Genomic DNA, 26,213 nt, shown 5'->3' on the forward strand with positions numbered 1-26,213 from the left:
TCACTGCAGGCTACCGGCCAGTTCAAAGATCGGCATGTACAACAGCACCACGATGGCGCCGATCACGATGCCGATCGCCGCCATCAGGACCGGTTCGAAGGTCTTGCTGAATTTTTCGATCCACAGCGTGGTCTCCGCGTCGTAGAACAGCGCGGCCCGGGTCAGCATCAGCCCGAGCTGGCCGGAGCGTTCTCCCACCCGCAGCATCCGCAACGCGATCGGCGTGCTCAAGCCATGCTGTTCGAACGCTTCGGAAAAGCTGCCGCCCTGCGCAATGCGTTCGCGCGCAGCAGCTAACAGCGGCTGGCGCGCAGGCGAAACTGCCGCGCTGACCATCTCCAGCGCGGCCACGACGGCAATGCCACCTTCGAGCAGCATGCCGACCGTGAGATACAGGCGCGTGAGCTCCAGGATGCGCACCCGTTCCGCCACGCCCGGCAGCCGCGTCAAGGCGGCCATCAGGCGCCCCGCGCGCCGCAGGCGGCGCAGCCAGAGCGCGCACGCGCCGAACAGGACGGCCAGCCCCGCCAGCAGCGCCATGCCATGCTGCGCGACCAAGCCGCCCCAGGCGATCAGCCACTGCGACAGCAGCGGCAGCGTGCGGCCGTTGCCCTGGTAGACGACCGCGAACTTGGGCACCACGTAACCGAGCAAAAACAGGCTGACCAGGCTGCCGACCACCAGCAGGATAACCGGGTAGATCGCCGCATTGACCAGACGGTTGCGCACGCCGTCCACGCGCACCTGGTATTCGATGTAGCGGGAGAGCGCCTGCGGCAGGTCGCTGGTGCGTTCGGCCGCCTTGACGATGCCGGCGAAAAGCGGCGGGAAGCACTGGGGCTCGGCGCCGATCGCTTCTGAGAAGCGCAGGCCGTCGCGCATGCGCGCCAGCAGCCGGGCGAGCAAGGCGCCGGTCTCGGACTGCGATTCTTTTTCGCCGAGCGCTTCCAGGCTCTCGACCAGGCCTAGGCCGGACTGCAGCAGCGCCAGCAGCTCCTGCGTAAACAGCACCAGCGCAAAGCGCCTGCCGCGCCGCTGCCGGGTTGCGGCCAGCGGACGCACCTCCAGAACGGTCAGGCGGCGCGCGCTGGCGGCACGGCTGGCCGCGCGGGCGTCGCTGGCGTCCAGTTCCAGCGTCTGCAGCCGGTTATCAAAGCCGATGGCACGGATCGAGAAACGCACCGCCGCACCCCGGGTTTATGCGAACCGTAAGCCGCAGGCAGGACGCTGCTGGCGCGACGCAAGACGTTCTGTGAAGAAAATCTGGTGCATAGGGCTCCCCGTGGCGAGTGGCGCAGCAGCGAAAGGTTGTCAATTGAGTATGACATAAATATATCAAAAACTGGACAGTCCGCATGTCTCATTTGGCCCAACCGGTTAGAAATGGCCTGACCACCTGAATTTCTTGCCGACGGGTATCGTATGCGCTGTCCAGTCCATTGACGCTACCATCGGCGCATCGGATCGGTTGATATCTCGCCCCCGCACTGGAGAGGAAGAGCGGTCGCGCCGGGGCCGATCTGGACCCCGCTTCAAGTTTCCGGCGGCGCGCCCCAGAACAAACTGGAGCAGTTCGGCGGCAACACGCCGATGAAGCGCACCGGGCAGCCGGCCGAGCTGGCCCCGACCTTCGTGACCCTGGCATCAAGCGAATCGACTTACACCACAGGCCAGGTGTACGGCGTGTCTGGCGGCAACGGCAATCCGTAAGCTGAATGCATCAAGGCCGGCCGGGATGGCGCGTGCCTTGTCCGCCTGCTAACTGGTATCATGCGCGCTTTCGGACAGGGTTCGCTGCGTCGCAGCACGCCTGTCCCCCTACTTCCTAGCGACAATACATGAACCAACCGAACAACTTGCCCTCCTTCTGGAGCCGGCTTTCCCTTGCCTTTGGCAGCTTCTTCAAGATCCTGGGCGACGCCGGGTACGCGGCGCGCGTGCGCGACGACCAGATCGGCCCGGTCGCGGCGCCGGTCGCACCTGCCCCCGCACCTGCCCCGGCCGCGGCCCCACTGCGCGTGGCCACGCCCGACGCCGCGCTTCAGCTACTCAGCCTGCTGCAACGCGAGGCGCGCCTGATCGACTTCGCCCATGAAAACCTCTCCGCCTACGCCGACGCCGACATCGGCGCCGCCGCGCGCGTGGTGCACGAGGGCTGCGCCCGCGTGCTGCGCGAGCATTTCAACATCGAGCCGGTGCGCGGCGAAGCCGAAGGCAGCCGCGTCACGCTCGACGAAGGTTTTGACGCGGCCAGCGTGCGCCTGACCGGCAACGTGGTCGGCAAGCCGCCATTCAAGGGCACGCTCAGCCACCGCGGCTGGCGCGCGGCCGAGGTGCGCCTGCCGCAGCTGGCCGACAAGCACGACGCGCGCGTGCTCGCTCCCGCGGAGGTGGAACTGTGAGCGATCCACGCTACGCCATCGGCATCGACCTTGGCACCACCCACAGCGCGCTGTCCTATGTGGACCTGCAGACCAGCGACGGCGAACAGCCGGTGCAGGAGGTGCAGCCGATCCCGCAGCTCTCCGCGCCCGGCACCGTCGAAGCGCTGCCGCTGCTGCCGTCCTTCCTGTACCTGCCGCATCCGGACGAACTGGCGCCGGGCGAACTGGCCCTGCCGTGGGCACCGGGCGGCGAAACCCAAGTCGTCGGCGAAATGGCAAGGAGCCGCGGCGCCACCACGCCGATCCGCCTGGTATCGTCCGCCAAGAGCTGGCTGTGCCACCCGGGCGTCGACCGCCGCGCCGCGATCCTGCCCACCGACGCTCCGGAAGAGGTGCCGCACATCTCGCCGCTGGAAGCCTCGACGCGCTACCTCCAGCACCTGCGCCGCGCCTGGGATGCCGCCCATCCCGAGGCGCCGTTTGACCAGCAGGCCGTGACGGTCACCATTCCGGCCTCGTTCGACCCGGCCGCGCGCGAGCTCACCGCCGAGGCGGCGCGCGCAGCGGGCTACGCCGCGCCGACCCTGCTGGAAGAGCCGCAGGCAGCGCTCTACAGCTGGATCCAGGGCAGCGCCGGCCGCTGGCGCAAGCAAGTGCAGCCGGGCGACATCATCCTGGTGGTGGACGTGGGCGGCGGCACCAGCGACTTTTCGCTGATCGCGATCCTGGAGCGCGACGGCAAGCTGGAGCCGCACCGCGTGGCAGTTGGCGACCACATCCTGCTGGGCGGCGACAACATGGACCTGGCGCTGGCCCACCTGGTGGCGCGCAAGCTGGCGGCGAACGGCACCCAGCTCGACGCCTGGCAGATGCGCGCCCTCACCTACGGCTGCCGCAGCGCCAAGGAGCACCTGCTGGCCGACGCCGACGCAGCCAGCTGGCCGATCGTCGTGCCCAGCCGCGGCTCCAAGCTGATCGGCGGCTCGATCCGCACCGAGCTCACGCGCGACGAGGTCACGACCTTCATCACCGACGGCTTCTTCCCGCGCGTGGAAGCGTCCAGCCGTCCGGCAGTGCGCACCCGCGCCGGCCTGACCACGCTCGGCCTGCCGTACGCGCAGGACGCGGCGATCACGCGCCACCTGGCCGCCTTCCTGGGCCGCCAGGCCGGCGCCACCGCCGAGCTGGAAGGCTTTGCCGGCCGCGTGTCGCAGGAACACACGTTCCTGCACCCGAGCGCGGTGCTGTTCAACGGCGGCGTGTTCAAGTCGGGTATTCTGGCCCAGCGCATGATGGACACCATCAACGACTGGCTGTACATGGAAGGCGCCGAGCCCGCACGCATGCTCGAAGGCGCCGACCTGGACCTCGCGGTCGCGCGCGGCGCAGCCTACTTCGGCTATGCGCGGCGCGGCGGCGGCGTGCGCATCCGCGGCGGCACGGCGCGTTCGTACTACGTGGGTGTGGAGTCGTCGATGCCGGCTATCCCCGGCTTCGAGCCGCCGATCGAAGCCCTGTGCGTGGCGCCGTTCGGCATGGAGGAAGGCAGCGAACTGGAGTTGCCGGGCCGTGAATTCGGCCTGGTGATCGGCGAGCCGGTGCACTTCCGCTTCTTCGGTTCCAGCACCCGCCGGCAGGACGCCATCGGCGAAGTGCTCGACAGCTGGAACCCCGACGAGCTGCAGGAACTGAACGAGATCCAGGCCACGCTGCCGGCGGAAGGCCGCACGCCGGGCGAGATCGTGGAGGTCAAGCTGCATTCGCTCGCCACCGAGGCGGGCACGCTGGAGCTGGCCGCGGTCGCGCGCGACGGGCAGCGCTGGAAGGTTGAATTCGACGTGCGTTCCGCTCCCCAGCAACAGTGATCCAACGACTGTGACCCGATATTTGGTCAGCATCGACCTTGGCACCACCAACACGGCGCTCGCCTACGCGGCGCCAGGTGCCGACCGACTCGAACTGTTTTCGATCGACCAGCTCGTGGCGCCCGGCGAAGTGGCCGGCGCGCCGCTGCTGCCGTCCGTTCGCTATCACCCGCTCGAAGGCGAGCTTGCGGACGCCGCCCTGCAACTGCCATGGCAGCAGCGCGATGTCGCCGGCCTCAAGCAGGTCGTCACCGGGCGCCTGGCGCGCACGCTCGGCGCGCAAACACCGGGACGCCTGGTCGCATCAAGCAAGAGCTGGCTGTCGCACCCTGGCGTCGACCGCATGGCGCCGATCCTTCCGTGGGGCGCCGATCCTGAGGTGCCGAAGGTGTCGCCGGTTGCCGCCAGCGCCAGCTATCTGGCGCACCTGCGCGCTGCCTGGAATACCCGTTTTCCGCACGCCCCGCTCGAGCGACAGCAGATCGTCCTGACCATTCCCGCCTCGTTCGACGAAGGCGCACGCGCGCTCACGCTGGAAGCCGCGCGCATGGCCGGCCTGCCCAGCCTCTCCCTGCTGGAAGAACCGCAGGCAGCGCTGTACGACTGGCTGTACCGGCACCGCGCCACGCTGGTCGACGAGCTGGCCGCGACGCGCCTGGTGCTGGTGGCCGACGTCGGCGGCGGCACCACCGACTTCACGCTGGTGAAGGTTGAGCTGGACGCCGGCGTGCCCAAGCTCACCCGCATCGGCGTGGGCAACCACCTGATCCTCGGCGGCGACAACATGGACCTGGCGCTGGCGCACCTGCTCGAGCCGCGCCTGGCCGGGCAGAACGAGACCGCCGCGCCGCAGCGGATGTCTGCCGCGCGCCTGGCCCAGCTCACCGAGCGTGCCCGCGCGGCCAAGGAGCGGCTGCTGGCGGCCGACGCGCCGGAACAGGCGACCGTCACCCTGCTCGGTTCCGGCTCGCGGCTGATCGGCGCCAGCCGCTCGGCCGCACTGGCGCGCGAAGAAGTCGAGCGCATCGTGCTCGACGGCTTCTTCCCCTTGAACCCGGAGCAGGAAGCGCCACGCCGCGGACGTGGCGCGCTGGTCGAATTCGGCCTGCCCTATGCCAGCGACCCGGCCATCACGCGCCATTTGGCGGGCTTTTTGCGCCAGCATGCGGCGGCGGCGCGCGACGCGCTCGGCCTGCCGGACGACGGCCGCCTGCCTGTGCCCGACGCCTTGCTGCTCAACGGCGGCGTCTTCCGCGCCGACGCATTGGCGCAGCGCCTGGCCGACACGCTAGCCGCGTGGCGCGGCCAGCCTTTGAAAGTACTGCACAACGACGACCCGGACGTGGCGGTGGCGCGTGGCGGTGTGGCCTATTCGCTCGCGCGCCAGGGAATGGCGCCGGCGATCGAAAGCGGCGCGGCGCGCAGCTACTATCTGCTGCTGGACGGCGAAAACGTTCCCGGCGAGCTGCTCCACACCGTCTGCATCCTCCCGCGCGGAACGAAGGCCGGCACCGAAGTCCGGCTGGCACAGCGCACCTTCGCGCTGCGCCTTGGCCGCCCGGTGCGCTTCCACCTGGTGTCGTCGATCGCCGACCCCGGCGGCAGGCCACCGGGCGCCGGCGATCTGGTAGAACTGCCCGCGAGCGAGGCGGTACGCCTGCCGGCGATCGCCACCGTGCTGCGCGGCGTCGATTCCGCTGCGCGCACCGAGATTCCCGTCCAGCTGGCGGCCGCGCTGTCGGAAGTGGGCACGCTTGAAGTGCACTCTTTGGCGGCGGACGGCAGCGACCAACGCTGGCAGCTCGAATTCCAGCTGCGCGGCCTGGAGGAAGAGGCTGAGCCGGAATTAGGCGCCGCCCTGCCCGCCCAACTGATCGAGGCCCTCGCGCGCATCGACCGCATCTTCGGCACCCGCTCCAAACAGGTCGACTCGCGCGAAGTGCGCCAGCTGCGCGGCACGCTTGAACATCTGCTCGGCGCGCGCGAACGCTGGACCACGCCGCTGCTGCGGCGCCTGTTCGACGCACTCATCGCCCGAGCCAAGGGCCGCCGCCGCTCTGCCGAGCATGAACGTGTCTGGCTCAACCTGGTTGGCTACAGCCTGCGTCCCGGCTTCGGCCATCCGCTCGACGACTGGCGCATCGAACAGCTCTGGCCACTGTTCGAGGCCGGTGCCCAGTACCACAAGGACAGCCAGGTGCGCGCCGAATGGTGGACCCTCTGGCGCCGCGTGGCGGGCGGCCTCGATACCGAGGCCCAGCTGCGCCTGCTCGATGACTTCGCATTCAACCTGCAGGCGGACCCTGACGAACGCGCTCACCGCCCGGCCACGCTGGTCGATGGCAACGAGGACGACATGCTGCGCCTGGGCGCTTCGCTGGAGCGCATTCCGGCAGCGTACAAAGACGAAATCGGCAATTGGCTGGTCGACAGAATCATGGCCACGCCGGCGCCTGGCGCCAAGGCCGATGCCAAGACGACGGCACGCTACGCGCGCTACCTGTGGGCGCTGGCGCGCGTGGGCGCACGCCGGCCGCTGCACGGCAGCGCGCACGAGGTGGCCAGCGCCGGGGCGGCGCAGCAGTGGCTGGAATCACTGCTGCAACTGGACTGGAAGAAGATCGAACCGGCCGGCTTTGCCGCGGCACACCTGGCGCGCAAAACGGGCGATCGCACGCGCGATATCAGCGAAGCGGTACGCGAGGCGGTGCTGAACCGCCTGACGGGGACCGGCGCGCCGGCCTCATGGCCGGCCATGGTGCGCGAGGTGCTCGAACTGGACCAGGCCAGCGAAACGCGGATGCTGGGCGAAGCGCTACCGCCTGGGCTCAAGCTGCTGCATTAGCGATTGCACGTCGTTCCCGCGCAGGCGGGAACAGCGCCACTGGCGCTGTTCCCCCCATAGGCAGCGTGAAGTGATGCTCAGCATGGGTCCCCGCCTGCGCGGGGACGACGATATCTGGAGCTGACTATTGTTGTGACATGCGTTTTGCGTGATTCATGATACGGGGTGACGCAACGACCGTTAGAGCCGTCCCCCCAAAAGTCCCTCCCCAGCGCCCAGGAACACGCCAGTCACTGCACTGCCTACGATCGCCAGGACGATTGCACACGCGATCGTCGCCGCTGTAAACCCTATCGCCCGGTCCTTAGGGACTTGCATCATCGGTGAAACGCCGAGGTAGAAGACATAAAAGCCGTACAGGCTAACCAGCAAGACAAGGCTGCTGAGCGAAGGAAGGAGCAGCAGCACACCCGCAATCCAGGCGGGCGTGTACGCATAGGCTGCGAGCTTGAGCGCTTGAATCTGCCCCTTCTGCCCACCAAACGATGGCGACAGCGCATCAATCACCAAGGCAAGCACAAACACGCTGACCAAAGCAACGACATAACTTGTCAACTGCATCGACAAATTCATCATGACCGGCATGCGATACGTACCGAAGATCGGAATGCTGATTCCGAAGGCGGTCATTCCGGCAAACGAGGCCAAAGGACCAATCGCAGCAAGTGGAACGATGTAACGCGTGTAAAGCTCGCTTGTTGTCGTCGCTTCGGGAGCAATGACCTCCCATTCGGTTCGCGGGTTCAGAGAGATATTCTTGGCGCGTTCGATCAGATTCATCGCTTCGTTTTCCTTTCTAATAGGTCGGGGCGTGTCGTTGCCAGCACCCGCAACAGTATTTTCGGAAATCCATGACCGCGGCCGAGATCGGACGAACAGGCGCGACGCGACCGGCGGCTCCCGGAGGCAACATCAACCCGCTAGCCGCGTTCGATTCTAGCGCCAGAATTGTTCGGAAAGCAACGATTGCCGGTAAATATTGTCAATTTCCTCGAAAACGGGTCGAACAATCGCCGGCGGGCGTTCGGTTGATGCACGCTCTGTTTAAACGCGTGGGCGTTCGTTCGGCTGGCCACTGGCCAGCCTCACCCCGCCCTCCCTACCGCACGATTGACCAGCATCAAGCGTGCTCGCGGCGCGCCTTCTACGCTGTTCCGGGTGTCGCCAGCCAGCACATATTCACAAAGGGAGAAACGAGATGAGCTACCTCGACCGCGACAAACTCGGCATGTACAAGGACAGCGCAGACGCCGGGCCGGGTCCGCAGCTGATGGGGGCCGACACGCTGATCGGTGACAGCGTCGTCAATGGCGCCGAAGAAAACCTTGGCCAGATCAAGGACCTCATGCTCAACATGAACACCGGTCAGGTGGCCTATGCGGTGCTGGCCTTCGGCGGTTTCCTGCACATGGGCGAAAAGCTGTTTGCCGTGCCATGGCCGGCGCTGCACCTGGATACCGTCAACAAGCGCTTCGTGCTCAACGTCGAAAAGGAGCGGCTGAAAAACGCCCCCGGCTTCAATCCGGACAACTGGCCCAACATGAACGACATCGCGTGGGCTAACCAGGTCCACACCTTCTACGGCACCGACGCCGCCCGTCAAGGCGCACCGACGATGGGCCCGGGCAGCAGCGTGGCGACGGGCGGCGTGATCGGTGGCGCCGGCACCGGTCCGGGCATGGGCGCAGGCATGGCCGGCAGCGATACCGCCGGAAGCGGCGTGGGCCTCTCCTCGGGCTCGGGCGGCTCGACCACCGGCACGGGCGGCGGCGCGATGGGCACGGGCAGCGAAGGTGGAACGGGCGGCAACATCGGACTGGGCGCCGGCACAAGCAGGGGCGCCAGCGACTTGGGCAGCACCACCGCCGGTGGCGGCGGGAGCCGAACCTCCTGACAGACGGACAAACCCGGCGGCATCGCGGCTGTCACAGCCTGTGACAGCCGCTGCCCGGCTGACTCAGGCTTGCTGGCCGATCTCGAAATTGGCCAGCGTTTCCAGCGCGCGCACCATCGCCGAATGGTCCCAGGCGCCGCCGCCGTGTGCGGCGCAGGCACTGAACAGCTGCTGGGCCGTGGCCGTGTTCGGAAGCGCCACGCCGATCGCGCGCGCACTGGCCAGCGCCAGGTTCAGGTCCTTCTGGTGCAGTTCGATCCGAAAGCCGGGGTCGAACGTGCGCTTGACCATGCGTTCGCCGTGCACCTCGAGGATGCGCGAGGCCGCAAAACCACCCATCAGCGCCTGGCGCACCTTGGCCGGGTCGGTCCCCATCTTGGCGGCGAACAGCAGCGCCTCCCCCACCGCCTCGATGTTGAGCGCGACGATGATCTGGTTGGCCACCTTGCAGGTCTGCCCGGCACCGTGCTCGCCGACCAGCGTGATGTTCTTACCCATCAGTTCGAACAGCGGCTTGACCCGGTCGAAGGCGGCCTCGGAACCGCCGACCATGATCGTCAGGCTGGCAGCCCTGGCGCCGACCTCGCCGCCGGAAACGGGAGCATCGACATAGTCGCAGCCCAGAGCCTCGATGCGGGCGGCAAAAGCCTTGGTCTCGACCGGAGAGATCGAACTCATGTCGACCACCACCTTGCCCGGCGACAGGCCGTCGGCGACGCCGTCGGGATCGAACAGCACCGATGCTACGTGCGGGGTATCGGGCAGCATCGTGATGATCACGTCCGCCTGCTGCGCCACTAGCTTGGGCGTTCCAAAAGCCCTGCCCCCGGCTTCGATCAGCTCGCCCGGCACGCCCGACCTGCTGTGCAGGTAAACCTCGTGCCCGGCCTTGATCAGGTGCCCGGCCATCGGTTTGCCCATGATGCCCAGGCCAATAAATCCAATCTTGCTCATTGCTTTCTCCGTAATCAGTAGTCTTGTTCAGCTCAAAGCGCGTACTTGTCGCGCAGGGTCTGGGTGGCAGCGCGGAACAGGCCCAGGTCGCTGCCCACGGCAAGCATCGTCGCGCCCATTTCCAGGTAGCGCCGCGCATCTGCCTCGGCCGGAGCCAGGATGCCAAAAGGCACGCCGGCCGCCTTCGCACAAGTGAAGACGCGCCGCATCGCCGCCTGCACCTCCGGGTGCGACGGATTGCCGAAATGGCCAAGATCGGCCGCCAGGTCCGACGGGCCAATGAAGATCGCATCGACGCCGTCCACGGCGCAGATCTCCTTGATGTTTTCGACGCCCGCGCGGCTTTCGATCTGGATCACGACAGCGATATTCTGGTTGCTGATCAGGTGATAATCGGCCACGGTGCCGAAACGGTTGCCGCGCATGGACACCGATACTCCGCGCACGCCCTCGGGCGGATAGCGGGTCGCAGCGACGGCGCGCGCCGCCTCCTCCTTTGACTCCACGAACGGGATCAGGAAGTTGTAAAAGCCGGCATCGAGCAGGCGCTTGATCTGCACCGTGTCGTTCGACTGCGGGCGCACCACCGGCGCGCTGCGGCTGTCCTTGAGCGCCATCAGCTGCACGATGAACGTGTTCAGTTCGTTGGGCGCATGTTCACCGTCGAGCATCAGCCAGTCGAAGCCGGCCAGTCCGAGAATTTCGGTGGTATTCGGGTTGGCCAGGGTCGCCCAGCAGCCGATCAGCACCTTGCCTTCGCGCAGGTCGCGTTTGAAACGGTTGGGTAAGCCAGTGTAGTGATCCACGACTATCTCCTGCAGACGTTAATGTTGCGCCAGGTGGTCCCTGTTTTGAACTTGCCAGGAAGTCCATGGTAGCTGGGCAGTAATTCCCAATCAAACCAATGAGTGACGGTTGCGATTCAAGAATTGAATCAGCGATGCGAGCGGAACGTGGGCAGGATGTCGCGCTTGAAGAGCTGGAGGATGGGATTGTCGTTGTCGCGGCGGTACGAACAGAGCATCTGCACCGGCTCGGCTGGTTCGGTCGCGACTTTGCGCAGGATGATGCCGTTCAATTGCAGCCGCATCGCCGCGCCGGGAATCAGCGCCACGCCCACCCCGGTCCGGACCAGTGCCAGCATCGTATGGATCTGGCCGACGTGCTCGACCACGTCCGGCATCACCCCGGTGCGATTCAGGCAGTTGCTCACCAGCTGGTGGAAATAACGCGCCTCATACGGCGAATACATCAGGAAGTGCTTACCGTTCAGGCAGTCGAGGGTCGGCGTGGCGGGCCAATGGTCGGCATCGCGCTCGGGAATCGCCAGCATCAGCGCTTCGCTTGCGAGCGGCACCGTGTCCAGCTCCGGGTGCTCGACGTAGGGCCGCATCAGGCCCAGGTCGAGCTGGCCGGCATCGAGCGCCTCGAGCTGCGACATGGTCACCAGTTCCTTGAGCGTGAGCGAAACGCCGGGCACGCGTGCGCGCAGGCGGCGCACGATTTCGGGCAGCAGGCCGTAGCCGAAGGCGGCGGTAAAACCGATGGCCAGCGCGCCCTGTTCCCCCTTGGCGACGCGGCGCGCGGTGACCACCGCCTCCTCCGCCATGCGCAGGATGCGGGCCGCCTCCGGGAAAAATGCCTTGCCCGCGGCCGTCAGGCGCACGGCGCGACCGCTGCGGTCCAGGAGCTGCGCGCCCACCTGATGCTCCAGCAGGCGGATCTGACGGCTGAGCGGCGGCTGCGTCATGTTCAGACGCTCCGCTGCCCGGCTGAAGTGCAACTCCTCGGCGACCGCTATGAAACAGCGAATCTGACTGATCTCGAACATTTGGTCCGATGATACAGCAATGATCAGTTATGTCATGCAATATCGACAACTTATCGCATGGTCGCGTGTCATTTTGAGTACACGCACAGCCCAGATGCATGGCTGCGCTCGCACATCGCCGTAGGGTGCGCACCAGTGCGCACGCGGTCACGGCATGCCGACTTGCGGCCGCCGCTTCACTACGCTGCCGTCGCGAACCGCGTGCGCACAGGTCCTCGGCGGCCCCGCGCCCCCGACGCCTTCGTCTAACGCAGCATCGACTCCCACACCTTCTGCAGACGCTTGACCGACACCGGCATGGGCGTACGCAGCTCCTGCGCGAACAACGACACACGCAGCTCTTCCAGCATCCAGCGGAATTCAACCATACGCGGGTCGATGTTCTTGATCGGCTGATTGCGCACCGAACGCTGGAACTGGTTGGCGGCGTTCTGCCATTCCGCCATCAACTGCGCATCGCGCGTGGCATTCGCACGCAGCTTCTCGAGTCGCACGTTCATCGCCTTCAGGTAGCGCGGGAAGTGCGCCAGCTGGCTGTACTCGTTATCCGAGATGAAGCGCTTGTGCACCAGCCCCTGCAACTGCGCCTGCATGTCGCTGGCGGCGGCCTGCGGCAGCCCTTGCAGCTTTTTCGGCAGCCCGTGGAACTCGGCCAGTATCTGCCCGGCCAGGCGAGCGACCTCGTTGATCAACAGGCCAAGGCGGCCCTTGCCCTCGTCCTTGCGCTTGTTGAACGACGCCGCGTCATGCGGCAGCGGGTCCTGCAGGCAGGCGATTTCGATTGCCTTGTTGACGATCTGTTCGCGCAGTTCCTCCTGCGTTCCCAGCGCCATGAACTGCATGCCCATCTGCTGCAGGCCCGGGATGTTCTTCTCGGCGAACTTGAGCTGCTCCTTGAACTGCAGCGCAAATAGCCGCCGCAGGCCGATCCGATGAGTGCGCGCGGCCACGTTGGGGTCGTCGAACACTTCCAGGTCGGCGTGCGTGCCCTTGTCGACCAGCGCCGGAAAGCCGATCAGCGTCAGCTTGCCCTGGTTAATCTCCAGCAGCTCCGGCAGCTCGCCAAAGGTCCAGCTCGTGATGTTGGTGTGCTGGCTGGCCGCGGGTGCGCTAGGCGCCGGCGCAGCCGCTTCGCCCTTGCCCTTCGCTGCCGCAGCCGGTGCGCTGACGTTTGCCGCCTTGACCGGCGCCGCCGGGCTGGGCACGGCTTCCGCCATCTTCTGGAAGCTCTGGCGCGCCTGTCCGCCCAGCTCGGCCTGCAGCGTCGCCAGGTTGCGGCCCATGTCCAGCTGGCGTGCGTGCTCGTCGACCACCTTGAAGTTCATGAACAGGTGCGCAGGCAGCGTCTCCAGCTTGAAGTCGGTGGAAAGAACCTGCACCCCGGTCTGCTCGCGAATATCCGCGATCAGCACATCGGCCAGGTCGCCGCGGCCAAAGCTGTCCTGGATGCGCTCCACGAATTTGGCGGCGTAGTCCGGCAGCGGCACCATGTGTCGACGCAGCTTCTGCGGCAGCGACTTGAGCAGCAGGTGTACCTTCTCCTTCAACATGCCCGGCACCAGCCAGGCCGCACGCTCACGCGGAATCTGGTTAAGCGCGAACAACGGCACCGCCAGCGTCACGCCGTCGCGCACGCTGCCCGGCTCGAAGTGGTAGGTCAGTCCCATCTCGATCCCGGTGACGCTCATCGTCTTCGGGAACAGCTCGGTGGTCACGCCCGCCGCCTCATGGCGCATCAGCTCTTCACGGTTCAGGAACAGGAGCTTGGGATTGTCGCGCGCCGCGTCCTTGTACCACTTCTCGAAGCCGGCGCCGTTGACCACCGAAGTCGGGATCTCCTTGTCGTAGAACGCTGCGATGAGCTGGTCGTCCACCAGCACGTCCTGGCGGCGCGACTTGTGTTCGAGGTTCTCGATTTCGCGAATCAGCTTTTGGTTGTGGGCGAAGAACGGCGAGCGCGTTTCGTAATCCCCCGCCACCAGCGCGTCGCGGATGAAGATTTCGCGTGCCTCCAGCGGGTTGTGCTGGGCGTAGTTGATGCGGCGCTGGCTGTACACGACAATGCCGTACAGCGTGGCGCGTTCCGCCGCGGTGACCTGCGCCTGGCGCTTTTCCCAGCGCGGCTCGCCCCACGATTTCTTCAGGAGGTGCGCGCCGATCTTCTCCACCCACTCCGGCTGGATGTTCGCGATGGTGCGCGCATACAGGCGGGTGGTTTCGACCAGTTCGGCGGCCATCACCCACTTGCCCGGCTTTTTGGTCAGCGACGAACCCGGCCAGATGTTGAACTTGATGCCGCGCGCGCCCAGATAGGCGCTGTCGTCCTCCAGCTTGTAGCCGATATTGCCCAAGAGGCCGGTGAGCAGCGCCATGTGGAACTGGTCGTAGGTCGCGGGCATCTCGTTCAGGCGCCAGCCCTGCTCCTTCACGAACGTCGCGAGCTGCGAATGCACGTCGCGCCACTCGCGCAGGCGCAGCTGCGACAGGAAGTTTTCGCGGCAGGACTCCTGCAACTGGCGGTTGCTCTTCTTGTGCTCGATCGCCTGCTCGAACCACTTCCAGATCTTCAGGTACGACAGGAACTCGGACTTCTCGTCCGCGAACTTCTTGTGCTTCTCGTCGGCCTGCTGCTGGTATTCCATCGGCCGGTCGCGCGGGTCCTGCACGGAGAGCGCGGATGCCACGATCAGCATCTCGGTCAGGCAGGCGTTGTCCACCGCGGCCAGGATCATGCGCCCCACGCGCGGGTCAAGCGGCAGCTTGGCCAGCTTGCGGCCGAGCTGCGTGAGTTCGTTGGACTCGTCGACCGCGCCCACTTCCTGCAGCAGCTGGTAGCCGTCCGCGATCGCGCGGCCCTGCGGCGGCTCGATGAACGGAAAGGTCTCGACGTCGGTCAGGTGCAGCGACTTCATGCGCAGGATGACCGCGGCCAGCGACGAGCGCAGGATCTCCGGGTCGGAGAACTTCGGGCGCTGCTGGAAGTCTTGTTCGTCGTACAAGCGGATGCACACGCCGTCGGCCACACGGCCGCAGCGGCCGGCGCGCTGGTTGGCGGCGGCCTGCGCCACCGGCTCCACCTGCAACTGCTCGACCTTGTTGCGGAAGCTGTAGCGCTTCACTCGCGCCAGGCCCGAATCGACCACGTAACGGATGCCGGGCACGGTCAGCGAGGTTTCGGCCACGTTGGTGGCAAGGACGATGCGGCGGGCGTTCGTGGTGCGGAACACCCGGTCCTGCTCCTCCACCGACAGGCGCGCGAACAGCGGCAGTATCTCCACGTGCGGGGGATGGTGCTTGCGCAGCGCCTCGGCGCAGTCGCGGATTTCGCGCTCGCCGGGCAGGAACACCAGTACGTCGCCCGGGCCGAGGCGCGACAGCTCGTCCACGCCGTCGACGACAGCGTCGATCAGGTCGCGCTTGTCGCGCGCCGCCTGGGCCTTGGACTGCGGCTTGCCCGTGTCCTGCCCGGCGGCGGTGGCGACATCGCGTTCGACCGGGCGATAGCGCACCTCGACCTTGTACAGGCGGCCCGAGACCTCGATCACCGGCGCGGGCTTGTCTGGCGTGCCGAAATGGCGCGCGAAGCGGTCAGCGTCGATCGTCGCCGAGGTGATGATCACCTTCAGGTCCGGACGGCGCGGCAGCAACTGCTTCAGGTAACCGAGCAAAAAGTCGATGTTCAGGCTGCGCTCGTGCGCCTCGTCGATGATGATCGTGTCGTAGGCGCGCAGCAGCGGATCGGTCTGCGTTTCGGCCAGCAGGATACCGTCGGTCATCAGCTTGACCCAGGCGCCAGGCTGCAGCGTGTCGTTAAAGCGCACCTTGAAGCCCACGTGTTCGCCCAGCGGCGTGCCCAGCTCCGACGCGATGCGGCGCGCGGTCGACGACGCCGCGATGCGGCGCGGCTGCGTGTGGCCGATCAGGCCCTTCTCGCCGCGGCCCAGCTCCAGGCAGATCTTGGGCAGCTGCGTGGTCTTGCCCGAACCGGTTTCGCCCGACACGATGACCACCTGGTTCTCGCGCAGGGCCTGTGCGATCTCGCGGCGGCGGCCTGAAACCGGCAGGTCCTCGGGGAAGACAATCGGCGGCAGCGGGTTGCGCACGGCGCTCGCTCGCGCGTCCTCACGCGCGGCGCGCGGCGGGCGTGCCGCGGCATCGCGCCGTGTATCGTGTGCTTCGCGGGTCTCGCCGCTGCGCTCGGGGCGCCGGCCACGCTGCTCGTGCGTGCGCGCGTCGGCGGCGGCAGGTCGCGGTCGCGGCTCGTTGGGCTTGCGACTTGGCGATGGTACGCGCGCCGCGCTCGGCACAGGCTTGTTACTCTGTTCAGACATTGATTTTTACAAGGTATTTGGTGCGCAAGTCGCGCAGCGAATTATAATGCGGCAAATGGAAAACCCTACCCAATTCGTCCAGTGGCTGCGCTCTGTCGCGCCATACATTCACGCCTTTGGCGGCAAGACTTTCGTCGTTGCTTTTCCTGGTGAACTGGTCACCGCCGGTGCCCTTCCGGTGCTGGCGCACGACCTGTCCCTGCTGCTCGGCCTTGGCATCCGCCTGGTGGTGGTGCACGGCTCGCGGCCGCAGGTCGCCGACCAGCTGGCACTGCGCAATGTCGAAGGGCGCTTTCACAACGGCATCCGGATCACCGACAGCGCCGCGCTCGAATGCGCGAAGGAAGCCGCGGGCGAATTGCGACTGGACATTGAGGCGGCATTCAGCCAGGGCCTGCCCAACACCCCGATGTCGCATGCCCAGATCAACGTCGTCTCGGGCAACTTCATCACCGCGCGCCCGCTGGGCGTGATCGACGGCGTCGACTTCGAGCTGACCGGCGTGACCCGCAAGATCGCCGCCGACAAGATCCGCCCGATCCTGACCACCGAAGACAGCCTGGTGCTGCTCTCGCCGCTGGGCTTCTCGCCCACCGGCGAAGTGTTCAACCTGACGATGGAAGACGTGGCATCGAGCGCCGCCATCGCGCTGCGTGCCGACAAGCTCATCTTCCTCACCGAAGCCTCCTTGATGACGGATGCCGCCGGCGCCGAGATCCGCGAACTGTCGTCGCACCAGGCCGAAGCGGTGCTGCAGGCGGGCTTTTTGCCGAACGACGTCGCGTTCTACCTGCAGCACGCGGTCAAGGTCTGCAACAGCGGCGTCGACCGCGCCCACATCGTGCCGTACGAGATGGACGGCGCCACGCTGCTGGAACTGTTCACTCACGACGGCGTGGGCACGATGATCAGCCACGAGAACCTGGAAAGCCTGCGTCCTGCCACCATTGAGGACGTTGGCGGCATTATCAAGCTGATCGAGCCGCTCGAAGCGGACGGCACGCTGGTCAAGCGCCCGCGCGAACTGATCGAGCGCGAGATCGACCAGTTCTCAGTGATCGAGCACGACGGCGTGATCTTCGGCTGCGCGGCGCTCTATCCGTTCACCGATGAGAAGATGGCCGAAATGGCATGCCTGACCGTCAGCCCCGATGCGCAGGCGCAGGGCGACGGCGAGCGCATCCTCAAGCACATGGAAAACCGCGCCCGCGGGGCCGGATTGAACAAACTGTTCGTGCTGACCACGCGCACCGCGCACTGGTTCAAGAAGCGCGGCTTCGTCAGCGCCACCGTGGACGACCTGCCGAAGGACCGCCAGCACATGTACAACTGGCAGCGCAAATCGCAGGTTCTGATCAAGACCTTATAATCACGGTTTTCAGAACCAATCGAACCAGGAGCAAAAGAATATGGCCCGCACAGTCCATTGCATCAAGCTGAACAAGGAAGCCGAAGGCCTCGACTTTCCGCCGTACCCGGGCGAACTGGGCAAGCGCATTTACGAGAGCGTGTCGAAGGAAGCGTGGCAGAGCTGGTTGAAGCACCAGACCATGCTGATCAACGAAAACCGCCTGAACATGGCTGACGCTAGGGCACGCAAGTACCTGGCCACGCAAATGGAAAGGCACTTCTTCGGCGAAGGCGCCGACCAGGCCGCTGGCTACGTGCCGCCGAGCGAGTAAGAGTCGTTCAAACGAAGCCGCTGAACAGAATGCTGTGGCGGCGTTCGCTTAGCGCGTAGGGTGCGCACCTGTGCGCACGCGGTTCCGGCTTAAAAAGAAGGCGCGTACCTAATTACGGTGATAACGGGTGCACACGGGTTCCGGCCCAAAACGGAGCCGCGAACCCGCATACCGTGACCGCGTGCGCACTGGTGCGCACCCTACGGCGCGCACGCGACACTGTGCGATGACGTCCTTCGATTCTTACATCTGCCGGCACTGGCGCAGTTCGCAGCGCGCGAGGAACACCTTCTTGTTTTCGCACTGCATCCGGTAGACCTCCACCGGCCCCGGCTCGGTCAACAGCCCCGCGCCCTGCCCTCCGGTGCAGCCATGCGCCTTGGCCAGCTTCTCCACGGTTGCGGACGACACGCCAGCGCGAAACGCAACCCGCTCGATCGGCGCACCATTAGCATCCATGAGCTGGCCTTGTACCGGCTTTGCCTGCACCGCCACCGGCGCAGGTTCCACCTTGCTCTTGACCATGGCGCATCCGCCCAGCAGCACCGCCGCCAGCACCAGCAATCGCTTCATGTCGCCCCCGCGAATCAGAACGTCAGCGTCTGCAGGCCGTCAGGCCTGCCAAGCAGGCAGACATTCGCGCCGCGCTGCGCGAACAGGCCGACCGCGATCACGCCTACGATCTGATTGATTTGGGTTTCGAGCGCCACCGGGTCAACGATCGAGAGGCCCGCCACGTCGATGATCTCGCCACCGTTATCGGTGATGAACGGATCACTGCTCCCGGCCTTCGTGCGCAGGCGCGGCTGGCCGCCCAGCGCTTCCAGTTGGCGCATCACCGCGGCGCGCGCCATCGGGATCACTTCGACCGGCAGCGGGAACTTGCCCAGCACGTGGACCAGCTTGGAGCCGTCGGCGATGCAGACGAATTTTTTCGACACCGACGCGACGATCTTCTCACGCGTGAGCGCCGCGCCGCCGCCCTTGATCATCGCGCCGCCGGCGTTGATCTCGTCGGCGCCGTCGATGTACACCGCGATCGAGGATACGTCGTTCAGGTCGTAGACCGGGATGCCGTGGCCGCGCAGGCGGGCCGCGGTCGCTTCCGATGAAGCCACCGTGCCCTTGATGCGGTCCTTGATCCGGGCCAGTTCGTCAATGAAGAAGTTGGCGGTCGAGCCGGTGCCCACGCCGATGATTTCGCCGTCGACCACGTAATCGATGGCGGCGCGCGCCACCGCTTGCTTGAGTTCGTCCTGAGTCATGATGTTGGAAATGGAAGAATAATCCACCATTTTAGCGGATGCGAATGGATCTTCTTCCATTTCCTGGTGCGCGGCCGGGCCGCCAGCGCCTTGGCCGCGATCAGGATGCGGTCCCCAGCCAGTCGAAGATGGCCGGCCAGAGCCGGGCATGCGCGCTCGCGCCGACCAGCACGCCCACATGCTGCAGGGCGACGCCAACATCTCCCTCATAACGCAGCAGGCATTTTTCGCCGCTGGCGGCCGCGTCGTGGAATGGCACCACCGCCCGCGGCGGAATGACATGGCTGCGCGGATCCATCACCGACACCAGCGATGCGTGCAAATCCCTGGGGCCGATCGTCCGGTCGCCGATGCGCAGCGTGCCACGCATGAAGCGGTCTTCACGCCACAGCAATTCGATCACTTCGGTGAACAGACGGCCAGGCAACGGGAATTCGTCATGTGTCCAGCGCTCCACACGCATGTGCATCTTCAGCGCCTGCGGATTGCCCATGCACAGGTAGCGGTCCAGCATCCGCTCCAGCGCGAAGGCGTGCGGCGCCGCCATTGCGCTGACCACGTTCAGAAAAGCGCCCGGGACTTCGCTGAACGCCTCCGCGATCTTGCCGGCATGGGGCGTTGCGCTGACCAGGTTGGCAAAGCATCCCACGTCCGGACCAAAATGCAGGGGCGCTTCCAGCAGCACGAGCGAGCGCACCGCGTCGGCATGCACGCAGGAGAAGATCGCGGCCAGAATGCCGCCCAGCGAATGGCCGGCGACCGTGAGCGCGTCGTTGCCGCTGTCGGCCTTGATCGCGCACCGGCAGGCGCCGAGCAAGCGGTCGGCATAGTCCTGCAGCCCGAAAGCCGGCCCGGCGCCCGGCACCCACTCCGCCAGGTACACCCGGAACCCCTGCTCCAGCCAGCGCCGCACCACGCTCACTTGCGGCGCCAGATCCCAGATGTATGCCTTCTTGATCGGCGCGGGCACCAGCAGCACGGCCGGCGCACCGGGGGTGTCCTGGCCGTACTTGCGCAGTACGAGGCCCGGTTCGGTATGCAGGACGGTAAATGGCGTCTCTTGCGGGCCATAGCCGGCCTGGTCGAGCGCGCGGCCACGGGCCTGCCGCGAGCGATCCATGTTCTTGAGGGCAAGCACGCCCAACGGACTGATTGCGTTCATGTCGGAGAATGTCGTGGAAATCTGTCAGGTTTTAACTGACGAAACTCTACGCCAAGCGCTGACGGATTCCAATCAGGCGCGCGCGCGCAGCGAGCGATGTTTAACGTGCCTCAAGGTCCGGCTGTCAACACCCTCTAGCCACAGGGCAACTACCCTTGCTAGTCCAGCCGTGGACGGCAACCGTACAGGTAGCGGCCCTCGTGGTCGTCGCGGCCGATATGGTGCACGATCACCGATCCATCGTGCTGCGCGGCCAGGCAAAACCGCGCCTCGTAGATGCCGGGAGTGGTCACGCCCTTGGTGCGCCGGGCGTCGATGCGCACGTGGTAGACCTTGCCCTGCTCCAGCCGCGCGGCCGGCGTCTGCGGCAGCGCCTGCACCCGGCCGCCATAGGGGACGCACATCGAAAAGCTCACCGGAAAGGTCCTGTCCTGCGGCATCACCATCCGCCACATCACCGTGCGCCGGCCCGAAGTTTCGCTCACGGTGACGGCGTCGAAATTGGGCACGCCGGCGCGCCGCTCCTCGCGCTCGGAAATCGTAAAGCATGGCACATTGTTCGCGCCTTCCCGCACCTCCGCCTCGCCCACGCGGCCAGACTGCGCAGCCTGCACAGGGCAGGCCGCGAGCAGCACGACGCAGGACAGGACAACCGGGGATCTCATTACGACCTCGCAAGCGGAACGGTCAAGGATAACAACATCAACTTTAAGATGTTGCCGCAAGGAAGCTGTTGAGGAAGCGCAAAACCATGAGGTTGTTTCAGAATGAGCAGGGCAAGGTGCGACGGCGAGAGCCGCCGAGGACCGGTGCGCGCGCTATACAATTGAACTGGGTTGCGGTCGCGTGGCGCACCGTCAACGCCAACACTGCGCTAACGTCCGCGTGCGCACTGGTGCGCACCCTACGGCTTACACAGGCCGCGTGTGCAGCCAAGGAGCGCAACCAGTCATGTTCATTTTGAAACAACCTCTAGGCGCGCACGAGCATGCGCGCCAGGCCGCGATGCAAATTGTCGCGGCTGGCCGGCTGGTCCAGGAAGCCGGCCAGCACCTGCTCGAACAAGGCCAGGCTGTCGCGGTAGCGCTGCTGGCGCATCGCGTCCGGTTTGCCCAGGTGCTTGAGCACAAAATAGTCGGCCAGCAGGTCGCCCTGCGCCTCCATGTTGTAATCGGCCAGGGTCGCGCCGTCGCGCAGTTCGTAACGATACGACAGGCCGATGCGCAGCGCGCCGCGCAAGCGCACCGGATAGCCCAGCTGGTGCTGCCACACGTGCACCATCTCGTGCATGAACCAGTGCTTGGCGCCGATATCGGCGCGCGAGTAATCGGGCAGGAAGCAGGATTGGTGGAAGTAGATGCTGCCGTTGGGCGTCATCGCGCAGTTGCGCGGCTGCAGACCGAACGGCAGATAGCAGTGGTTGTGGATCCGCACGCGCGAATAGTCGAGCGCGCCGCCAAACAGCAGCGACGTCATGGCTATCTCCCCCGCGCAGAGCGGGCGCGCCACGCGCCTCACGTCACGCGCTGCGCAGCGCGGCCGCGGCTTTGGCCAGGTCGGTGATGAGGTCCCAGTCGCCGGCCGCCATCACGTCCTTGGGCGTGAGCCACGAGCCGCCGACGCAGGCGACGTTTTTGCAGGCCAGGAACTGGGGCGCGGTGTCCTGGGAGATGCCGCCGGTCGGGCAGAAGGTCACGTCCGGCAGCGGGCCGCCGATCGCATTGAGCATGCCCACCCCGCCCGCAGGCACCGCCGGGAACAGCTTGAGCTGGCGGAAGCCCGCCTCGCGCGCGGCCATCACTTCGGACGGGGTCATCACGCCCGGCAGCAGCGGCAGGCCGCTCTTCTTGGCGGCGTCGATCAGGGCTGGCGTCAACCCCGGCGACACCCCGAACACGGCGCCGGCATCGCGCGCGGCGGCAAATTCCTCCGGCTGGGTCAAGGTGCCGACGCCGACGATCGCGCCTTCGACCTGGGCCATCGCGCGGATTGCGGACAGGCCATGCGCGGTGCGCAGTGTCACCTCAAGTACACGGATGCCGCCGGCGACGAGGGCTTTGGCAAGCGGTACGGCGTGCTCCGGGTCGTCAATCGCGATTACCGGGATTACGCTCGCCGAGCGCATGATTTCAAGAAGGGACATGGTCATTTCGAGGTCCTGAACAGGAAGTCTTCATCGGAACCGGGCATGATCTCGCCGGTATCGGCGCCCTCATGCAGCGGCGTGGTTGGTTCGAGTGGCGACGGCAGCGGGAACGTGGCCGCGCCATCTTCCGCCTCGCTGATCGATTTGCGGAACACGGCAAACAGCTCGCGTCCCATGCCGATATGGCTGGACGTGAGGTCGGCGCATGCCTGCTCGCGCGCGGCCCATACATCCTGCGGCACCAGCGCTTCAAGCCTGCCTGCGGTCGCGTCGACGCGGATGATATCACCGTCGCGCACCTTGCCCAGCGGCCCGCCGGCCACAATCTCCGGCGACACGTGGATCGCGGCCGGCACCTTGCCTGACGCGCCGGACATGCGGCCATCGGTGACCATCGCCACGTGATGCCCCGCGTCCTGCAGGTTCGACAGCGCCGGGGTCAGCGCGTGCAGTTCGGGCATGCCGTTCGCGCGCGGGCCCTGGAAGCGGATCACGGCCACGAAGTCGCGATTCAGGTGGCCGGCCTTGTAGGCGTGCATGAACGCCTCCTGCGAATCGAAGGTCAGCGCCGGCGCCTCGACGATGTGGTGCTCGCGCTTGACCGCCGAAATCTTCATCACCGCGCGGCCCAGGTTGCCCTTCACCAGCACCAGGCCGCCGTTGTCGCCGAACGGGTTCGAGGCCGGGCGCAGCACCGCCTCGTCGCCGCTGTTTTGTGGCAGGTCGCGCCACACCACCTCGTCGCCCTCCAGGAACGGCTCCTTGCAGTGTGCGCGCAGGCCCCGGCCGAGCACCGTGTTCACGTCCTCGTGCGCCAGGCCGGCGTCGAGCAGTTCGCGGATCACGAAGGCCGGACCGCCGGCGGCCTGGAAGTGGTTCACGTCGGCGTCGCCGTTGGGGTAGATGCGGGTCAGGAGCGGCACCGCCTTCGACAGGTCGTCGAAGTCGTCCCAGTTGATCACGATGCCGGCGGCGCGCGCGATCGCAACCAGGTGCAGCGTATGGTTGGTCGAGCCGCCGGTGGCCAGCAGCGCGACGATCGCGTTGACGATGCTCTTTTCGTCGACGATCCGCGACAGCGGCATGTAGCTGCCCTGCTGCGTGATCGCCACCGCCTGCCGCGCCGCGGCCTTGGTGAGCGCGTCGCGCAGCGGGGTGTACGGCGTGATGAAAGCGGAATTGGGCATATGCAGGCCCATCATCTCCATCAGCATCTGGTTGCTGTTGGCGGTGCCGTAGAAGGTGCAGGTGCCTGCATCATGGTACGACTGCGACTCGCACTCGAGCAGCTGTTCGCGCGTGGCCTTGCCCTGCGCGTACAGCTGGCGCACGCGCGCCTTTTCCTTGTTGGACAGGCCCGAGGTCATCGGCCCGCCGGGCACGAACACGGCCGGCAGGTGGCCGAAGTGCAGCGCGCCGATGAGCAGGCCCGGCACGATCTTGTCGCAGATGCCCAGGTACAGGCCGGCGTCGAACATGTTGTGCGACAGCGCCACCGCGGTGCTCATCGCGATGGTGTCGCGCGAGAACAGCGACAGTTCCATGCCCGGCTGGCCTTGGGTGACGCCGTCGCACATGGCCGGCACACCGCCTGCGAACTGGGCTACCGCGCCGACTTCGCGCACCGCGTCCTTGATCAGCTTGGGAAAGGACTCGAACGGATGGTGCGCCGACAGCATGTCGTTGTACGACGAGACGATCGCCACGGACGGTTTCGTCAGTTCCTTCAGCCTGAGCTTGTCGTTCGACGGGAACGCGGCAAAGCCGTGCGCCAGGTTTGTGCACGAGAGTGCGCCGCGCTGCACGCCGGCGATGCGGGCCGCATCGCAATGGGCAAGGTAAGCCGTGCGCGAAGGCCGGCTGCGCGCGATGATCCGGTTGGTGACCTGTTCGAGTACGGGGTGCAGGGCCATGATCGTTCCTTGTGAATTCAATTCCTGAAATTTTACTACGAAATTCCAGCGGGCAAATGTAAAACCCTCAAATGTGCAGCGCGGGCGGCCAACGTACCGCTATGCAGAGGAGCATCTCGGACGCCGATCGACATCGCGACAGCGCCTGTATTGTTGCGGCATCCTGGCCCGTAGGGTGCGCACTCGTGGGCACGCGGACCACGCATCCCACCGCACCAAATTTATGTAGTGTTTTTACGCGCCAATCCTGTATCATTTGGCTATCCGAACCGACAACATCCTACCGCCAAATCATGCGCAAGCCAGCTCTGACCAGCACTGCCAGCTACCAAGCCCTGGAAACCCATGCGATCGAAGCCGAGGATTGGCACCTGCGCGCCCTGTTCGCCGCCGACCCGCAGCGCTTCGAGCGCATGTCGGTCGAGGCGGCCGGACTTTTCCTAGACTATTCAAAAAACCGCGTCGACGGGCGCACGCTTGAACTGCTGGCCGCGCTGGCCCGCGAGCGTGGCGTGGAACAGCAGCGCGACGCCATGTTCGCCGGCGAAAAGATCAACAACACCGAAAACCGCGCGGTCCTGCACGCCGCCCTGCGCGCACCGATCGACACCAGGCTGGTGGTCGACGGCCAGGACGTGATCGCCGAGGTGCACGCGGTCCTCGCCCGCATGAAGGCCTTCACCGACGCAGTACGCAATGGCGACTGGCTCGGGCACACCGGCAAGCCAATCACCGACATCGTCAACATCGGCATCGGCGGCTCGGACCTTGGACCCAAGATGGCATGCCTGGCGCTGCGCCCGTTCGCCCATCCGCGCCTGGCCATGCACTTCGTCTCCAACGTCGACGGCCATGACATCGATGCCGCGCTCTCGCGCGTGGATCCGCAGACCACGCTCTTCATCATCGCCTCCAAGACCTTCACTACCGCCGAGACCATGATGAACGCGCAGACCGCGCGCCAATGGTTCCTGCAGCAGGCGCCCGAAGAAGCGCTGCCCAAACACTTCGTCGCCGTCTCGACCAACGAGCAGGCGGTATCCAGATTCGGCATCGATACCGCCAACATGTTCCCGTTCTGGGACTGGGTCGGCGGCCGCTACTCGGTTTGGTCGGCGATCGGGCTGCCGGTCGCCCTGTGCGTGGGCTTCGGCTACTTCTCCGATTTCCTCGCTGGCGCACATGCCATGGACGTTCACTTTCGCAGCGCGCCGGTCGAACAGAACATGCCGATGCTGCTTGGCCTGATCGGCTTCTGGAACCGCGAGTTCATCGGCTGCCCGTCGGTCTCGATCGCGCCCTACCACCAGGACCTGAACCGCTTCCCGGCCTACCTGCAGCAGCTCGAAATGGAGAGCAACGGCAAGCGCGTCACGCGCGACGGCGACCTGGCCGACACCGAAACCTGCCCGGTGATCTGGGGCGAATGCGGCACCAACGGCCAGCACGCGTACTTCCAGATGCTGCACCAGGGGACGGACATCACGCCGATCGACTTCATCGCCGCGCTGCGCCCGGCGCACGACCTGTACAACCACCACGCCGCGCTGCTGGCCAACTGCTTCGCCCAGTCCGAAGCCTTCATGAAGGGCAAAACCGCGGACGAAGTGCGCAAGGACCTGCAGGAGCAGGGCCTGTCGCTGGCCGAGATCGAGCGCCTCACACCGCACAAGACCTTCCCCGGCAACCGCCCCAGCAACACGATCCTGATGGATTACCTGAACCCGGCGACGCTGGGCGCGCTGATCGCGCTGTACGAGCACAAGACATTTGTGCAAGGCGTGCTGTGGGACGTGAACAGCTTCGACCAGTGGGGCGTCGAACTGGGCAAGGTGCTGGCCAAGCAGGTGGAGGCCGAACTCACCGGGGAGACCAACCCAGGGCAGCACGACAGTTCGACCAATGGCCTGATCGAGCGCGCCCGAGCCGCGGTGTAAGGAG

The 26,213-nt window shown here is 66.1% G+C and carries 21 protein-coding genes; 8 read left to right on the forward strand and 13 right to left on the reverse strand.

What is annotated here, in order from left to right; all coding sequences use genetic code 11:
* Complete coding sequence (locus E4O92_RS00355) at positions 1-1,182, reverse strand: type II secretion system F family protein (protein ID WP_135187755.1); 1,182 nt, start codon at positions 1,180-1,182, stop codon at positions 1-3.
* A gap of 291 nt (positions 1,183-1,473) precedes the next feature.
* Between E4O92_RS00355 and E4O92_RS00360 the strand changes: the two genes are divergently transcribed.
* The 4 genes from E4O92_RS00360 to E4O92_RS00375 all read left to right on the forward strand — a co-directional run bounded on the left by E4O92_RS00360 (position 1,474) and on the right by E4O92_RS00375 (position 7,094).
* A complete protein-coding gene (locus E4O92_RS00360; RefSeq protein ID WP_370659988.1) occupies positions 1,474-1,710 on the forward strand; it encodes an SDR family oxidoreductase in 237 nt (78 codons plus the stop codon).
* Positions 1,711-1,838: 128 nt separating this feature from the next.
* Complete coding sequence (locus E4O92_RS00365; RefSeq protein WP_135187757.1) at positions 1,839-2,402, forward strand: DUF2760 domain-containing protein; 564 nt, start codon at positions 1,839-1,841, stop codon at positions 2,400-2,402.
* Entirely contained in the window at positions 2,399-4,249 is a 1,851-nt protein-coding gene (locus tag E4O92_RS00370) for an Hsp70 family protein (RefSeq protein ID WP_135187758.1), read from the forward strand. The genes E4O92_RS00365 and E4O92_RS00370 overlap by 4 nt, the downstream gene beginning before the upstream one ends.
* Positions 4,250-4,259: 10 nt before the next feature.
* Entirely contained in the window at positions 4,260-7,094 is a 2,835-nt protein-coding gene (locus tag E4O92_RS00375) for an Hsp70 family protein (RefSeq protein WP_135187759.1), read from the forward strand.
* A 180-nt stretch (positions 7,095-7,274) separates the two neighbouring features.
* On the opposite strand, the gene E4O92_RS00380 is transcribed toward E4O92_RS00375, so the two are convergent.
* On the reverse strand, positions 7,275-7,874 hold the full coding sequence (locus tag E4O92_RS00380; protein ID WP_135187760.1) for a Yip1 family protein: 600 nt from the start codon (positions 7,872-7,874) through the stop codon (positions 7,275-7,277).
* A gap of 418 nt (positions 7,875-8,292) precedes the next feature.
* Between E4O92_RS00380 and E4O92_RS00385 the strand changes: the two genes are divergently transcribed.
* Positions 8,293-8,988 (forward strand): PRC-barrel domain-containing protein, encoded by a 696-nt coding sequence (locus E4O92_RS00385; protein WP_135187761.1) that lies wholly within the window; start codon positions 8,293-8,295, stop codon positions 8,986-8,988.
* Between the two features lie 63 nt (positions 8,989-9,051).
* Here E4O92_RS00385 and E4O92_RS00390 read toward each other — a convergent pair whose 3' ends face one another.
* The 4 genes from E4O92_RS00390 to hrpA all read right to left on the reverse strand — a co-directional run bounded on the left by E4O92_RS00390 (position 9,052) and on the right by hrpA (position 16,104).
* The gene (locus tag E4O92_RS00390; RefSeq protein ID WP_135187762.1) at positions 9,052-9,942 is read right to left on the reverse strand and encodes a 2-hydroxy-3-oxopropionate reductase; all 891 of its coding nucleotides are present in this window, start codon (positions 9,940-9,942) and stop codon (positions 9,052-9,054) included.
* Between the two features lie 32 nt (positions 9,943-9,974).
* Positions 9,975-10,748 carry a 2-dehydro-3-deoxyglucarate aldolase gene (gene garL, locus E4O92_RS00395; protein WP_229482849.1) on the reverse strand — a complete coding sequence of 258 codons (774 nt, stop codon included), beginning with the start codon at positions 10,746-10,748 and terminating at the stop codon, positions 9,975-9,977.
* Positions 10,749-10,876: 128 nt separating this feature from the next.
* The gene (locus E4O92_RS00400) at positions 10,877-11,773 is read right to left on the reverse strand and encodes a LysR substrate-binding domain-containing protein (protein WP_135187764.1); all 897 of its coding nucleotides are present in this window, start codon (positions 11,771-11,773) and stop codon (positions 10,877-10,879) included.
* Positions 11,774-12,018: 245 nt separating this feature from the next.
* Positions 12,019-16,104 carry an ATP-dependent RNA helicase HrpA gene (gene hrpA / locus E4O92_RS00405; protein ID WP_135187765.1) on the reverse strand — a complete coding sequence of 1,362 codons (4,086 nt, stop codon included), beginning with the start codon at positions 16,102-16,104 and terminating at the stop codon, positions 12,019-12,021.
* Between the two features lie 55 nt (positions 16,105-16,159).
* On the opposite strand from hrpA, the gene argA reads away from it, so the two are divergent.
* Together argA and E4O92_RS00415 are read left to right on the forward strand one after the other, a co-directional pair.
* Complete coding sequence (argA, locus tag E4O92_RS00410; RefSeq protein ID WP_135187766.1) at positions 16,160-17,473, forward strand: amino-acid N-acetyltransferase; 1,314 nt, start codon at positions 16,160-16,162, stop codon at positions 17,471-17,473.
* A 40-nt stretch (positions 17,474-17,513) separates the two neighbouring features.
* Positions 17,514-17,786: an oxidative damage protection protein gene (locus E4O92_RS00415; RefSeq protein WP_135187767.1), complete on the forward strand. Its 273-nt coding sequence runs from the start codon at positions 17,514-17,516 to the stop codon at positions 17,784-17,786.
* A 243-nt stretch (positions 17,787-18,029) separates the two neighbouring features.
* Here the strand turns inward: E4O92_RS00415 and E4O92_RS00420 are convergent, their stop codons facing one another.
* The 7 genes from E4O92_RS00420 to edd form a co-directional block, all read right to left on the reverse strand.
* Positions 18,030-18,359 carry a hypothetical protein gene (locus E4O92_RS00420; protein WP_135187768.1) on the reverse strand — a complete coding sequence of 110 codons (330 nt, stop codon included), beginning with the start codon at positions 18,357-18,359 and terminating at the stop codon, positions 18,030-18,032.
* Between the two features lie 14 nt (positions 18,360-18,373).
* Positions 18,374-19,051, reverse strand: a complete 678-nt coding sequence (rpiA, locus tag E4O92_RS00425; protein WP_135187769.1) for a ribose-5-phosphate isomerase RpiA — start codon at positions 19,049-19,051, stop codon at positions 18,374-18,376.
* Positions 19,052-19,151: 100 nt separating this feature from the next.
* Positions 19,152-20,213, reverse strand: a complete 1,062-nt coding sequence (locus E4O92_RS00430; RefSeq protein WP_229482851.1) for an alpha/beta fold hydrolase — start codon at positions 20,211-20,213, stop codon at positions 19,152-19,154.
* Positions 20,214-20,371: 158 nt separating this feature from the next.
* On the reverse strand, positions 20,372-20,878 hold the full coding sequence (locus E4O92_RS00435; RefSeq protein ID WP_135187770.1) for a hypothetical protein: 507 nt from the start codon (positions 20,876-20,878) through the stop codon (positions 20,372-20,374).
* 307 nt (positions 20,879-21,185) lie between these two features.
* Positions 21,186-21,689, reverse strand: a complete 504-nt coding sequence (locus tag E4O92_RS00440) for a Rhs element Vgr protein (RefSeq protein WP_135187771.1) — start codon at positions 21,687-21,689, stop codon at positions 21,186-21,188.
* A 43-nt stretch (positions 21,690-21,732) separates the two neighbouring features.
* Positions 21,733-22,362 carry a bifunctional 4-hydroxy-2-oxoglutarate aldolase/2-dehydro-3-deoxy-phosphogluconate aldolase gene (eda, locus tag E4O92_RS00445; protein ID WP_135187772.1) on the reverse strand — a complete coding sequence of 210 codons (630 nt, stop codon included), beginning with the start codon at positions 22,360-22,362 and terminating at the stop codon, positions 21,733-21,735.
* Complete coding sequence (gene edd, locus E4O92_RS00450; protein WP_135187773.1) at positions 22,359-24,272, reverse strand: phosphogluconate dehydratase; 1,914 nt, start codon at positions 24,270-24,272, stop codon at positions 22,359-22,361. The genes eda and edd overlap by 4 nt, the downstream gene beginning before the upstream one ends.
* 293 nt (positions 24,273-24,565) lie before the next feature.
* Here edd and pgi point away from each other — a divergent pair, with 293 nt between their 5' ends.
* The gene (gene pgi, locus E4O92_RS00455) at positions 24,566-26,209 is read left to right on the forward strand and encodes a glucose-6-phosphate isomerase (protein WP_135187774.1); all 1,644 of its coding nucleotides are present in this window, start codon (positions 24,566-24,568) and stop codon (positions 26,207-26,209) included.
* Positions 26,210-26,213 lie beyond the last annotated feature (4 nt).

Origin of the sequence: Massilia horti (genome assembly GCF_004614195.1) — a bacterium.
GTDB lineage: Bacteria > Pseudomonadota > Gammaproteobacteria > Burkholderiales > Burkholderiaceae_D > Telluria > Telluria horti.